Genomic DNA, 11952 nt, shown 5'->3' with positions numbered 1-11952 from the left:
CACGTCCAACGTTCGCGTCACAGACGCTACTTGGGCTCTCAGGTGCCCCACAAGGAGCGTGCACCGGTCATGTTCACGCCAGATTCCGTCGGCGTCGCAGGGGTGGCAGCACCGGAAGTACGGCCGCGGTCTGGGGAGTGGGCGCCGCGCCCGCGCCGCCCTTGCGGCACACCAGGGCGTCCGGGTCGTTCGCCGGCACCTGGAGCGTGTAGCCGTCCGGGCAGGCGGGTCCGGGGTCACCCCGGGGGCCGGGGGGGCCGGGGTCGCCCTTGTCACCCTTCGTGCCCGAGGTGCCCGATGATCCCGGCACCCCCTGCGGGCCCGGCGCACCCTGGATGCCCTGCGCTCCGGGCGGTCCCACCGGGCCGGGAAGGCCGTCCGTGCCCGGTGCTCCCGAGGGACCGGGCGAACCGGAGACACCGGTGGGGCCGCTGGGGCCGACGGGACCGGGTACACCGCGCGGTCCGCGCTCCCCGATGGCACCCGTCCTGCCGCCCGCGCCTCGCTCGCCCTTGGCCCCGGGTTCTCCCGCCGCTCCGGCGGGCACGCGCACCCGGTCGACGAGGTTGTCCACTGCCTCGGAGGGGTCCGGGGCCGCGGGGGTGCCGCCGCCGGCCCGCACCTGTGCGCGCAGCGCGCGTACGTCCTGCGCCAGCGTGTACAGCGCCTTGCCGCGCCGGTCCGCCTCCGAGCGCAGTTGCTCCGCCTTGCGGTCTCCGGCGTCGATGCGCGCCCACAGGATCACCGCGACGCCGGAGAGGGCGATCAGCACGCAGACGAGGAAGACGCTGCGCCAGCGCAGGGCGAACAGCCGCTGGAACCCGTTCACGGTGCACCTCCTAGACGGTGGATGTCGAGGCGCAGCCGGGCGATCTCCGACTGGTCCGCCGCGTGCAGCGAGGACAACTCGGTGATACGCGAGTCGCGTTCCGCGACCTGGCGTTCAAGGCGGTCGCGCTCGGACTGCAGCTTGTCGGTGAGACTGGAGAAACCGTTCAGGGCGTTCTCGCCCCGCTTTCCCAAGTACGCCACGACGGCCGCGCCCAGCACGCCCGCGCAGGCCAATAACGAGCCGAGCAGGGTGGTGCCGGCATCCAAGTAACTGCCTCCTACCTGGACGACGGGCCGCGCGGACGTGGCCCGATGGAACTCACCAGGAGTAACGAGCCCGGCGCCGCGGGGTTGTGTGCCCTACGCCTCGTACACCGGACGGGTGGTGACGGGATGTCCGGGGCTGACGTATCACCCGCTCCTGCCTTGCCTGGTCAGGGGCTCAGTACCACCTTGCCGAGGTTGCCCCGCGACTCGATCGCGTCGTGCGCCTTCGCGGCGTCCTCCAGCGCGAACTCCCCGTGCACGGCGGGCTTCAGCGCACCGTCCGTGAACAGCCGCCACAGCTCCTGCCGCCACCGCTCGTACAGCTCCGGCTCCCCGCGGGCGATCCGCGCCATCTGGAATCCGATCACCGACTTGGCGCCCACCAGCAGGTCGTACGCCCGCACACTCCCGCCGCCCGAGCTGTACGCGACAAGCCTCCCGCCCGGCGTCAGCGCGGCGACGGCCGGGGTGAGCAGGTCGCCGCCGACCGCGTCGAGGACGTAGTCGACGGGGGTGCCCCAGTCGTCACTGTCGTACGTGATCACCTCGTCGGCGCCGAGTCCGCGTACGAACTCCGCCTTCCCGGGGGCGGACACCGCGCCGACGACACGCGACGCGCCCCGCAGCCGGGCGAGTTGGACGGCGAGGTGGCCTACCCCGCAGGCCGCCGCCGTGACGAGCGCCGACTCACCGCGGACGGGGCGCGCCGCTTCCAGGGCGCCGAGCGCGACCAGCCCGCTGCGGACGAGGGCGACGGCGTCGACGGCGCTCGCGCTCCCGGGGATGGGCGTGGCCATGGCCTCGTGCAGGAGCGCGTAGTCGGCGTACCCGTGCCCGAAGCAGAGCCCGGTGACACGGTCGCCCGCCCGGAAGCGGGTGACGCCCTCGCCCGCGGCGACGACCTCCCCGGCGATCTCGCCGCCGAGCGGGATCGGCTCGGCCGCCTCGGTCACCTTGCGTACGACGGGGAGGGTCACGCCGATCGCCTCGGCGCGGACCAGCAGTTCGCCGGGCCCGGCGGTGGGCACGGGGACGTCTTCCAGGAACAGCGGGCCGCCGGTGTGCTCATAGCGGACGCGACGCATCGCACCTCCAGGGGTGTCGAAAACCGTTGGGAGTCCCAACGGTATCCGGAGATTCGTTGGGAAGTCCAACGGTTATTCGCTACCCTGGCGGCATGTCCGCCCCCCTGTCCGCGATCCGCGCTCTCCCCAGCTGGCTCCTCGGCCGCGCCGCCGCCCGCGGTCGCGCCCTTGTCGCCGAGGCCCTGGCCGCCGAGGGCATGAAGATGTGGCACCACGTGGCCCTCTCCGCCGTCTCCGACCTCGGTCCCGTCGCCCAGGCCGAGCTGGGCCGCTGCATTCAGCTCGACCCGAAGGATCTCGTCGGCGTCCTCAACGACCTTCAGGCCGCGGGTCTGGTCGTCCGCGAACCGGACCCGGGGGACCGCCGCAAGAACGCGGTGTCGATCACCGAGGAGGGTGCCCGGAAGCTCAAGCGCTGCGAGAGGGCGGGCCGTGAGGCGAACGACGTCCTGTTGGCCCCGCTCTCGGCCGCCGAACGTGAGCAGTTCATGGGCTTGTTGATCCGGATTTCCGGTACGGACGGCTGACGCGAGCTAACGTTCCGTCATGACCGCACCCGAAGCCGAATCCCGGCCCGCCCTCGACCCCGCGCGCACGGCCCTCGTACTCGTCGACCTGATGGACCGCATCGTCGCGCTGCCCCTGGAACCCCGTAAAGGCACCGAAGTCCTCTCCACGGCCGAGGGGTTGGCGGTGGCCTTCCGGAAGGCGGGCGCGCTGGTCGTCCTCATCCGGGTCGAGCGGCCCAAAGTCGCCGAGCAGCCGTCCGGCAGCGGATTCGCCGCAGGGCTCGCGGCGGAGGGCGACATCGAGATCGTGAAGCGCACCATCGGCGGTTTCCAGGGCACCGGCCTCGACGAGCGGCTGCGCGAACACGGCGTCACCACGCTCGTGTTCGGGGGGATCGCCACCAACCTGGGCGTCGAGTCGACCGCCCGCGCCGCCGGCGACCTCGGATACGACCTCGTCTTCGCCGAGGACGCCATGGCCGCGTTCACCGCCGCCGAACACGACGCCTCCGTGCGCCTGGACTTCCCGCGCCTGGGCACGGTGGTGACGGCGGCGCAGGTGCACTTCGGGGTGCGCTGAGCGAACCGAGCCTTTGAAAATACAGCGGGGCCCGTCCGGCGCAGGGGGCGCTCCCCGCCGTTCGGGCCCCCGCCGCCGTGACGCGGGGGAGTCGGTCAGCCCTGGGCGGCCGCGGCCCGCAGGGCTATGCGGTGCTCACCCGCGTACACGTTCATGGAGGCGCCGCGCAGGAAGCCGACCAGGGTCAGGCCTGTCTCCGCCGCCAGGTCGACCGCCAGGGACGACGGGGCCGAGACCGCCGCGAGCACCGGGATGCCCGCCATGACCGCCTTCTGCGCCAGCTCGAAGGAGGCCCGCCCCGAGACCAGCAGGACCGTCCGGGAGAGCGGGAGCGTGCCGTTCTGCAGGGCGCGGCCGACCAGCTTGTCCACCGCGTTGTGTCGGCCCACGTCCTCACGTATGTCGACCAGCTCGCCCTCTTCCGTGAACAGCGCGGCCGCGTGCAGGCCCCCGGTCCGGTCGAAGACCCGCTGGGCCGCCCGCAGCCGGTCGGGGAGGCCGGCGAGCAGCTCGGGTTCCAGCCGGACCGGGGGAGTGGTGTCGCCCAACGTGTCGTCGATCGTCCAGCGGGCCGTCGTCCGGACCGCGTCCAGGCTCGCCTTGCCGCACAGGCCGCAGGAGGACGTCGTGTACACATTGCGTTCGAGCGAGATGTCGGGGATGACGACGCCGGGCGCCGTCCGTACGTCGACGATGTTGTACGTGTTGGAGCCGTCGACGGTGGCGCCCGCGCAGTACACGATGTTCTGCAGTTCGTCTGCCTCGCCCAGCACTCCCTCGCTGACCAGGAAGCCCGCGGCGAGCGCGAAGTCGTCGCCCGGCGTGCGCATGGTGATCGCGAGCGGTTTGCCGTTGAGGCGGATCTCCAGTGGTTCCTCGGCGACGAGCGTGTCCGGGCGGGTGCTCACGGCCCCGTCCCGGATGCGGATCACCTTGCGTCGTTCCGTGACTCGTCCCATGTCCTGATCAGTCCCGGTTCTGTCCGTGCTGGTGGCCGAAGCGGCCCTTGATGCGGAGGTTGCCGTGGGTCACCGGGTCGTCCGGAGAGGTGACCTTCACGCTCTCATTGTCCTGCACGTGCCGGATGAGCCGGCAGCCCGCCCTGGGCCGAGGGCCGCCGGGAGACCGGCGACCCTCGGTGTGTGGCGGGTGCGGTCGCGGGAGTCCACGTGGTCCGGGCCCCTCACGACACGTGCGAACTTCCGCGCCGCGTAGTGCGTTTCGGTGGTCGCGCGGGTGCCCGCGACCGTCCCGAAGGCGCCACGCGCCCGGCTCGGCCCTTCGGCGGCGCGGGTCAGCGCCTCGTCCCAGGTGGCCGCCCGGAGGGGCTCGTCGTGCGAGTCCCGTACCAGTGGACGGGTGAGCCGGGCGCGGCCCTCCGGGCCGGGTGTCCTCATGCCGCGGTCCGCAGCGCGAGCAGATCCGAGATGGCATGGACGGTACGGAGCGTCGGCACCGGAACCTCGGTGATCTCCGCCAGTTCCACGACGGCCGCGAGCAGCACGTCGAGTTCGAGCGGCTTGCCGCGCTCCAGGTCCTGGAGCGTGGAGGTGCGGTGGTCGCCGACGCGCTCGGCACCGGCAAGGCGCCGCTCGATGGACACGCCCACCTCGCAGCCGAGGGCCTCGGCGACGGCGAGCGTCTCGGTCATCATGATCTCGATGACCTTGCGGGTGCCGCCGTGCAGGCACATCTGCCGCATCGTGGCGCGGGCCAGCGCGCTGATCGGGTTGAAGGAGATGTTGCCGAGCAGTTTGAGCCAGATGTCGTTGCGCAGGTCCTGTTCGACCGGGCATTTGAGACCGCCCGTCTGCATGGCCTCGCTGAACGCCTGGCAGCGCGCGGAGCGGGAGCGGTCGGGTTCGCCGATGGAGAACCGGGTGCCTTCGAGATGACGTACGACTCCAGGTCCTTCGAGCTCGGTCGCGGCGTACACGACACACCCGATGGCACGTTCGGGCGCGAGCACCGCACTGACCGTGCCGTCCGGGTCCACGCTCTCGATCCGGTGGCCGTCGTGCGGGCCGCCGTGCCGGTGGAAGTACCACCAGGGGATGCCGTTCTGGGCGGCGATCACCGCCGTGGTGTCGTGCAACAAGGGCTCGATCAGCGGCCCGCACGCCGCGTACGAGTTGGCCTTGAGGCCCAGGAACACGTAGTCGACCGGACCGATCTCGGCCGGGTCGTCGGTGGCGTGGGCCCGTGCGGTGAAGTCTCCGCGCGGGCTGAGGACTCTTACTCCGTGCTGCCTCATGGCCGCCAGATGCGGTCCACGGGCGACGAGGTGCACATCGGCGCCTGCGCGGTGCAGCGCGGCGCCGACGTAGGCGCCGATCGCACCGGCGCCGAGAACTGCGACTTTCACTGTGTGGCGCTCCGTTCGGTCGAGGGTACCGAGGGGCTGCCGAACTTTGTCGACGGAATATTGTCTACAGGATGGAAGGGGTGGCAGCAAGAGGTCGGGCGGTACCCGGGGGGGGGCTTTTGTACGGCGGCCTCGGGGCCGTCCGTCCGGCTCCACCGACCGTTCGTCGCGCCAGGAGTACCGCTCATCGCATACGGTCGACCAGTTTCCGCCGTGCGACTTCCCCATCGGACAACCGCTTCCTATCGTTCGGGATCATGAGCCCCCCTGTCGCACCGCCCGGTTGGAGCCGCTGGCTCGTCCCGCCGGCCGCTCTGTCGGTCCATCTCTCCATCGGTCAGGCCTACGCCTGGAGCGTCTACAAACCGCCGCTCGAATCCGCGCTCGACCTCAGCGGAACCGAGAGCGCTCTGCCCTTCCAGCTCGGCATCGTCATGCTCGGCCTGTCGGCCGCGTTCGGCGGCACGCTCGTCGAGCGCAACGGGCCGCGCTGGGCGATGACCGTCGCCCTGATCTGCTTCTCCTCCGGCTTCCTGATCGCCTCGCTCGGCGCGGCCACCGAGCAGTACTGGCTGATCGTCTTCGGCTACGGCTTCGTCGGCGGGATCGGCCTCGGCATCGGCTACATCTCGCCCGTCTCGACCCTGATCAAGTGGTTCCCGGACAGGCCCGGCATGGCCACCGGCATCGCGATCATGGGCTTCGGCGGCGGCGCGCTGATCGCCTCACCGTGGTCCACGCAGATGCTGAAGTCGTTCGGCTCCGACTCCTCCGGGATCGCGAAGGCGTTCCTCGTGCACGGGCTGACGTACGCCGTCTTCATGTCGCTCGGTGTCCTGCTGGTGCGGGTGCCGCGCACCGAGAAGCCGGTCGCGTCCGGCCCCAGCTCGCTGGACGGTGTGCAGGTGTCCGCCCGGAACGCCGTACGCACCCCGCAGTTCTGGTGCCTGTGGGTCGTGCTCTGCATGAACGTGACCGCGGGCATCGGCATCCTGGAGAAGGCCGCCCCGATGATCACGGACTTCTTCGCGGACACCTCCACGCCCGTGTCCGTCTCCGCGGCCGCCGGATTCGTCGCGCTGCTGTCGGCCGCCAACATGGCGGGCCGTATCGGCTGGTCCTCGACGTCCGACCTGATCGGGCGCAAGAACATCTACCGGGTCTATCTCGGGGTCGGCGCGCTGATGTACGCGCTCATCGCCTGGTTCGGGGACTCCTCGAAGCCGCTGTTCATCCTCTGCGCGCTGGTGATCCTCTCGTTCTACGGGGGCGGCTTCGCGACGATCCCCGCGTACCTGAAGGATCTCTTCGGCACCTACCAGGTCGGCGCGATCCACGGCCGGCTGCTCACCGCGTGGTCCACGGCGGGCGTCCTGGGCCCGCTGATCGTCAACTGGATCGCGGACCACCAGGAGGCGGCGGGCAAGCACGGCTCGTCCCTCTACGGCCTCTCGTTCCTGATCATGATCGGCCTGCTCGCCGTCGGCTTCGTCGCCAACGAGCTCGTACGACCCGTCCATGTCCGGCACCATATTCCCGCACCGAGGGAGGCCGTCGATGTCGAACAGCAGCAGCCAGAGTCCGCCTGACCGGAGGCCGTTGATCGTCTTCGCCTGGCTCTGGGTGGGCGCTCCGCTCGGTTACGGAGTGTACGAACTTGTGCTGAAAGCGAAGCAATTGTTCACAGGGTGATCCAGGCACACGTACGGACGGTGTTCGGGCGTCCGAGGGTCTGACAGAAGCCGACAAGCCTGGCGCCCCTTTCCTGTGGCATCACCTGCCGCCGTACCCGCGAGTCACTGATCAGACTGGTGGATCCCGCTACCCAAGGCAACGAGGGGGACCACTCATGAACGGCTCACGGATCGCCGCCGTCGGCCATTACCAGCCCGCCAAGGTACTCACCAACGAGGACCTGGCGGGCCTGGTCGACACCAACGACGAGTGGATCAGGAGCCGGGTGGGTATCCGCACCCGCCATATCGCCGGGCCCGACGAGCCGGTCGACGAGCTGGCCGCGCACGCCGCCGCCAAGGCACTCGCGGCGGCGGGCCTTGTTCCGGCCGACATCGATCTGGTCCTGGTCGCCACCTCCACGGCCGTCGACCGCTCCCCGAACATGGCCGCCCGGGTCTCCGCCCGCCTCGGCATCCCGTCCCCCGCCGCCATGGACGTCAACGTCGTCTGCGCGGGCTTCACACACGCCCTCGCCACCGCCGACCACACCGTGCGCGCGGGTGCGGCGACCCGGGCGCTGGTGATCGGCGCCGACAAGATGTCCGACGTGACGGACTGGACCGACCGCACGACGTGCGTGCTGGTCGGGGACGGGGCGGGAGCCGCCGTCGTCGAGGCCTGTCCTTCCGGAGAGGAGCCCGGCATCGGTCCGGTGCTGTGGGGCTCGGTGCCCGAGATGGGGCACGCGGTGCGCATCGAGGGCACGCCGTCGAGGTTCGCGCAGGAGGGGCAGAGCGTCTACCGCTGGGCGACGACCCAGCTGCCGTCGATCGCGCGCAAGGCCTGCGAGCGCGCGGGCTTCGCCCCCGAGGAGCTCGCCGGAGTCGTACTGCACCAGGCGAACCTGCGCATCATCGAGCCCCTCGCCGGGAAGATCGGCGCCGTGAACGCCGTCGTCGCACGGGATGTCACCGACTCGGGGAACACGTCCGCCGCGAGCATTCCGCTCGCCTTCTCCAAGCTCGTCGAGCGCGGGGAGATCTCCTCGGGCGACCCCGTCCTGCTGTTCGGCTTCGGCGGAAACCTGTCGTACGCGGGCCAGGTCGTCCGCTGCCCGTGAGCTGCTCGTACGATCCCTCACAGGGCCCCATGCGACAAGCCCAACTCCTGTGCCTCCCGGCGTTTGTGCGCCGTAGACTGTAGGCGAAAGACAATTCATAATTGACTTTCCTATCGCGGCGACGGCGCTGCCCAGGAGGGACCGTGATGTTGTCGACAGGACTGCCGCAGGGAGCGGTGCCCAAGCTCGAACGGCCCGGTCCGCTGCGTGACCGTGTCTACGAAGCACTGCTCGAACTCATCACCACCCGAGCCCTCCAACCCGGCCAGCACCTCGTCGAGAGCGAACTCGCCGGGCACCTCGGGGTGTCCCGGCAGCCCGTGCGCGAGGCCCTGCAACGGCTCAGCACCGACGGCTGGGTCGATCTGCGGCCCGCCCAGGGCGCGTTCGTGCACGAACCCACCGAGGAGGAAGCGGACCAGCTCCTCACGGTCCGTACGCTCCTGGAGGCCGAAGCCGCCCGGCTCGCCGCCGCCAACGCGGGCAGCGAGGCCATAGCCACACTCGAAGAGCTGTGCGCGGAGGGCGAGCGGGCGGTCGCCGCCGACGACGTGGACGCCGCGGTCGCGATGAACGCCCGGCTCCACGCCAAGGTCATGGAGCTCGCCGGCAACACGGTCCTCGCCGAGCTCGCCGCCCAGGTCGACCGGCGTGTCCGCTGGTACTACACGCCGGTCGCCCGGCAGCGCGGCCGGCAGTCCTGGATCGAGCACCGTGAGCTGATCGCGGCGATCGCGGACCGCGACGGGCAGCGCGCCACGGCGGTCATGCGCGCCCACACGGAACACACGCGGAAGATGTACCACGAGCGCGAGAAGTAGCCGGCCGGTTCCTGGAGCGTGGTCGGCCGGTTCCTGGAGGGTGCGAAACCGTCAGGCCACGGCCGCCGGGGACTCGGCAACGGGCCGGCACGGTGACCACCGAGCCTCCGCGCCCAGCATCGCCACCAACACACCGACCAGCGCGAGGAGTTCGACGACCGCCGACAGGCGGATGCCGAGCAGCGCGGTGGCCAGGGCGACGGGCACGGCCGCCGCGCGGTAGCTCACCGGGAAGAGCCGCAGTACCGCGCGGAACGCCACGTCCCCGGTGAGGAACAGGGCGACCCCGCCCGCGAGCGCGAGAGCAGGACCGGTGTGCAGATGCTCGGTGAGATGCCCGAGCGTCCTCTTCACACCCGCCGCGATGTAGGCGATGCCGAGCAGCATGGGCAGGAAGGCGTAGTAGTAGGCGTTCATGGCCAGGCGCCAGCGCCGGTCCGGCGCCGTCGCCGTGAACGCGACCTCCGCGCCGTGCTCGTCGCGCACGAAGTACGTCCACCACAGCGCGGCGGCCAGCGCGAGAGCGAGAAAGGCTCCGCCGAACAGGTCCGCCGTGAGCGGCAGATGGCCGATGCCGATGCCGATCGCGATGACGGACTCGCCGAACGCGACGATCAGCAGCAGCCCGTGCCGCTCCACGAAGTGGGCCGGGTCGAGAGCGCCCAACTGGGTGCGCAGCCGCGCGGCGTCGCGTCCGTCCCGGCGCCGCGGACCGTGCTCGGCGATGAACGGCGTGACGAACTGCAGCACCAGCGCGAGCAGCCACAGCCCGTCGGCGACGAGGCCGTGGAACAGTCCCGCCGCCGTGACCGACAGTGCGGCCAGGGAGTTCGGCACCGCGTACCAGATGACATCGCGGCCATGGCTACGGGTGTAGAGCGCGCTGTGCACGAGGACCACGGCCAGGAAACCGAGGCCGAAGACGACTCCGCCGTCGTCGAAGGCGCGCGGGATGGCCAGCGCGCACACCAGGAACGCGCCCATGCCCAGCATCAGGAGGAGCCGCCGCGAAGGCCGGTCGGGCGGTACCTGGTTGGTGAGATACGCGTACGCGCCGTACATCCAGAACAGCACCACGAAGATCAGCGCCACGCGCGCCGCCGTCGCGAACGACAGGTCGGCGGTGAGTAGCACGGTGAGCTGGGTGAGGGTGAAGACGAAGACCAGGTCGAAGAAGAGCTCCAGGGTGCTGACTCTGCGCCCTGCCTCGTCGGATGCGGTGTACTCCGCCGCGTCCACTGCCGTGTTCATGTTTCCCCCTGAACCGATCGATGCGCAGATCGTAAGCCGCCTCCGCGGCTGATTGCAGACCTCGCTTTGTCCTGTGAGTGGAGAAAGTTGACGGCAATTCGTGCGCAACTTCTTCCCACTCCCGGCAGCCGCTGCTACGTTCCCCTCGAAAGCACGACCGGCGAGGTGGCCGGAACTCGACGCAGGCGCAAGCCGATTGAGGCGGGGAGGGGCTCGTGAGACGGATGACGGCACGACCCGCGAACGCGCACCAGGCCCGGCTGCTGCGCCTGTTGCGCGACGGTGGCCCCAACTCCCGTGCCCAGCTGGGCGATCAGATCGACCTCTCCCGGTCGAAGCTGGCCGTTGAAGTGGACCGGCTGCTGGAGACGGGCCTGATCGTGGCCGACGGACTCGCCGCATCCCGTGGCGGCCGCCGCTCCCACAACATCCGGCTCGCGCCCGCCCTGCGCTTCCTGGGCGTCGACATCGGCGCGACCTCGATCGACGTCGCCGTCACCAACGCGGAACTCGAAGTACTCGGGCACATCAACCAGCCCATGGACGTACGCGAGGGCCCGGTCGCGGTCTTCGAGCAAGTCCTCGCCATGGCCGCCAAGTTGAGGACCTCAGGACTCGCGGAGGGGTTCGACGGCGCCGGGATCGGCGTACCCGGCCCCGTCCGCTTCCCCGAGGGCGTCCCGGTCGCACCGCCGATCATGCCCGGCTGGGACGGCTTCCCGGTCCGCGAGGCGCTCAGCCAGGACCTCGGCTGTCCGGTCATGGTCGACAACGACGTGAACCTGATGGCCATGGGGGAGCAGCACGCGGGCGTCGCACGCTCCGTGGGCGACTTCCTCTGCGTCAAGATCGGCACGGGCATCGGCTGCGGCATCGTCGTCGGCGGTGAGGTCTACCGCGGTACGACGGGCAGCGCCGGCGACATCGGGCACATCCAGGCCGTGCCCGACGGGCGACCGTGCGCCTGCGGCAACCGGGGTTGTCTGGAAGCCCACTTCAGCGGCGCGGCGCTCGCGCGGGACGCCACGGAGGCCGCCCAGCAGGGCCTTTCGATGGAACTCGCGACGCGGCTGGAGACCAACGGCAGCCTCAGCGCCGTCGACGTCGCCGCCGCGGCCGCCGCGGGCGACGCCACCGCGCTCGATCTGATCCGCGAGGGCGGCAATCGTACCGGTCAGGTCATCGCAGGCCTTGTCAGCTTCTTCAATCCGGGCCTGGTGGTGATCGGGGGCGGGGTGACGGGTCTCGGCCACACCCTGCTCGCCGCGATCCGCACCCAGGTCTACCGCCAGTCGCTGCCCCTGGCGACCGGCAATCTCCCCATCGTCCTCGGAGAGTTGGGACCCACCGCCGGAGTCATCGGCGCGGCCCGGCTCATCAGCGACCACCTGTTCTCACCCGCGTAAGGCCCCGAGCGTTCCCACCCGCGTAAGGCCCGAGGCCGGT

General features: G+C 70.8%; 14 protein-coding genes and 1 pseudogene. 7 read left to right on the top strand and 8 right to left on the bottom strand.

Features of this window, described 5'->3' with window-relative positions; genetic code table 11:
• Positions 1–73: 73 nt before the first annotated feature.
• From OIC96_RS07350 to OIC96_RS07340, 3 genes are all read right to left on the bottom strand, one after another.
• Positions 74–829, bottom strand: a complete 756-nt coding sequence (locus OIC96_RS07350) for a collagen-like protein (protein ID WP_330308672.1) — start codon at positions 827–829, stop codon at positions 74–76.
• Positions 826–1098 carry a hypothetical protein gene (locus tag OIC96_RS07345; protein ID WP_330308673.1) on the bottom strand — a complete coding sequence of 91 codons (273 nt, stop codon included), beginning with the start codon at positions 1096–1098 and terminating at the stop codon, positions 826–828. Before OIC96_RS07345 ends, OIC96_RS07350 begins: the two co-directional genes overlap by 4 nt.
• A gap of 167 nt (positions 1099–1265) precedes the next feature.
• A complete protein-coding gene (locus tag OIC96_RS07340) occupies positions 1266–2183 on the bottom strand; it encodes a quinone oxidoreductase family protein (RefSeq protein WP_330308674.1) in 918 nt (305 codons plus the stop codon).
• A 92-nt stretch (positions 2184–2275) separates the two neighbouring features.
• Between OIC96_RS07340 and OIC96_RS07335 the strand changes: the two genes are divergently transcribed.
• Together OIC96_RS07335 and OIC96_RS07330 are read left to right on the top strand one after the other, a co-directional pair.
• The gene (locus OIC96_RS07335) at positions 2276–2710 is read left to right on the top strand and encodes a MarR family winged helix-turn-helix transcriptional regulator (protein WP_330308675.1); all 435 of its coding nucleotides are present in this window, start codon (positions 2276–2278) and stop codon (positions 2708–2710) included.
• A gap of 19 nt (positions 2711–2729) precedes the next feature.
• The gene (locus tag OIC96_RS07330) at positions 2730–3272 is read left to right on the top strand and encodes an isochorismatase family protein (protein WP_330308676.1); all 543 of its coding nucleotides are present in this window, start codon (positions 2730–2732) and stop codon (positions 3270–3272) included.
• 95 nt (positions 3273–3367) lie between these two features.
• On the opposite strand, the gene fdhD is transcribed toward OIC96_RS07330, so the two are convergent.
• From fdhD to OIC96_RS07310, 4 genes and pseudogenes are all read right to left on the bottom strand, one after another.
• Positions 3368–4231, bottom strand: a complete 864-nt coding sequence (gene fdhD, locus OIC96_RS07325) for a formate dehydrogenase accessory sulfurtransferase FdhD (RefSeq protein WP_330308677.1) — start codon at positions 4229–4231, stop codon at positions 3368–3370.
• A gap of 7 nt (positions 4232–4238) precedes the next feature.
• Positions 4239–4370: pseudogene (locus OIC96_RS07320) on the bottom strand (2Fe-2S iron-sulfur cluster-binding protein); the annotation flags it as partial.
• Complete coding sequence (locus OIC96_RS07315) at positions 4328–4669, bottom strand: molybdopterin-dependent oxidoreductase (RefSeq protein WP_330310439.1); 342 nt, start codon at positions 4667–4669, stop codon at positions 4328–4330. The gene OIC96_RS07315 and the pseudogene OIC96_RS07320, both read right to left, overlap by 43 nt.
• Positions 4666–5637 carry a 2-dehydropantoate 2-reductase gene (locus OIC96_RS07310; RefSeq protein WP_330308678.1) on the bottom strand — a complete coding sequence of 324 codons (972 nt, stop codon included), beginning with the start codon at positions 5635–5637 and terminating at the stop codon, positions 4666–4668. Before OIC96_RS07310 ends, OIC96_RS07315 begins: the two co-directional genes overlap by 4 nt.
• Before the next feature lie 257 nt (positions 5638–5894).
• Between OIC96_RS07310 and OIC96_RS07305 the strand changes: the two genes are divergently transcribed.
• From OIC96_RS07305 to OIC96_RS07295, 4 genes are all read left to right on the top strand, one after another.
• Positions 5895–7226 carry an OFA family MFS transporter gene (locus tag OIC96_RS07305; protein ID WP_330308679.1) on the top strand — a complete coding sequence of 444 codons (1332 nt, stop codon included), beginning with the start codon at positions 5895–5897 and terminating at the stop codon, positions 7224–7226.
• Positions 7195–7329, top strand: a complete 135-nt coding sequence (locus tag OIC96_RS49830; protein WP_417851931.1) for an MFS transporter small subunit — start codon at positions 7195–7197, stop codon at positions 7327–7329. The genes OIC96_RS07305 and OIC96_RS49830 overlap by 32 nt, the downstream gene beginning before the upstream one ends.
• A gap of 157 nt (positions 7330–7486) precedes the next feature.
• The gene (locus tag OIC96_RS07300; protein WP_330308680.1) at positions 7487–8434 is read left to right on the top strand and encodes a beta-ketoacyl-ACP synthase III; all 948 of its coding nucleotides are present in this window, start codon (positions 7487–7489) and stop codon (positions 8432–8434) included.
• Positions 8435–8580: 146 nt separating this feature from the next.
• The gene (locus tag OIC96_RS07295) at positions 8581–9255 is read left to right on the top strand and encodes a GntR family transcriptional regulator (protein ID WP_330310357.1); all 675 of its coding nucleotides are present in this window, start codon (positions 8581–8583) and stop codon (positions 9253–9255) included.
• A gap of 51 nt (positions 9256–9306) precedes the next feature.
• Here the strand turns inward: OIC96_RS07295 and OIC96_RS07290 are convergent, their stop codons facing one another.
• On the bottom strand, positions 9307–10506 hold the full coding sequence (locus OIC96_RS07290; protein ID WP_330308681.1) for a low temperature requirement protein A: 1200 nt from the start codon (positions 10504–10506) through the stop codon (positions 9307–9309).
• Between the two features lie 224 nt (positions 10507–10730).
• Between OIC96_RS07290 and OIC96_RS07285 the strand changes: the two genes are divergently transcribed.
• Positions 10731–11912: an ROK family transcriptional regulator gene (locus OIC96_RS07285; protein WP_330308682.1), complete on the top strand. Its 1182-nt coding sequence runs from the start codon at positions 10731–10733 to the stop codon at positions 11910–11912.
• Positions 11913–11952 lie beyond the last annotated feature (40 nt).

This window comes from Streptomyces sp. NBC_00775 (genome assembly GCF_036347135.1).
Classification (GTDB): domain Bacteria; phylum Actinomycetota; class Actinomycetes; order Streptomycetales; family Streptomycetaceae; genus Streptomyces; species Streptomyces lutosisoli.
This window is presented reverse-complemented; position numbering and strand designations above follow the sequence as displayed.

Coding starts and splice junctions, on each gene's coding strand:
- OIC96_RS07290 (WP_330308681.1), bottom strand. CDS start 10,506: ATGAACACGGCAGTGGACGCGGCGGAGTACACCGCATCCGACGAGGCA.
- OIC96_RS07330 (WP_330308676.1), top strand. CDS start 2,730: ATGACCGCACCCGAAGCCGAATCCCGGCCCGCCCTCGACCCCGCGCGC.
- OIC96_RS07295 (WP_330310357.1), top strand. CDS start 8,581: ATGTTGTCGACAGGACTGCCGCAGGGAGCGGTGCCCAAGCTCGAACGG.
- OIC96_RS07300 (WP_330308680.1), top strand. CDS start 7,487: ATGAACGGCTCACGGATCGCCGCCGTCGGCCATTACCAGCCCGCCAAG.
- OIC96_RS07285 (WP_330308682.1), top strand. CDS start 10,731: ATGACGGCACGACCCGCGAACGCGCACCAGGCCCGGCTGCTGCGCCTG.
- OIC96_RS07305 (WP_330308679.1), top strand. CDS start 5,895: ATGAGCCCCCCTGTCGCACCGCCCGGTTGGAGCCGCTGGCTCGTCCCG.
- OIC96_RS07315 (WP_330310439.1), bottom strand. CDS start 4,669: ATGAGGACACCCGGCCCGGAGGGCCGCGCCCGGCTCACCCGTCCACTG.
- fdhD (WP_330308677.1), bottom strand. CDS start 4,231: ATGGGACGAGTCACGGAACGACGCAAGGTGATCCGCATCCGGGACGGG.
- OIC96_RS49830 (WP_417851931.1), top strand. CDS start 7,195: ATGTCGAACAGCAGCAGCCAGAGTCCGCCTGACCGGAGGCCGTTGATC.
- OIC96_RS07335 (WP_330308675.1), top strand. CDS start 2,276: ATGTCCGCCCCCCTGTCCGCGATCCGCGCTCTCCCCAGCTGGCTCCTC.
- OIC96_RS07340 (WP_330308674.1), bottom strand. CDS start 2,183: ATGCGTCGCGTCCGCTATGAGCACACCGGCGGCCCGCTGTTCCTGGAA.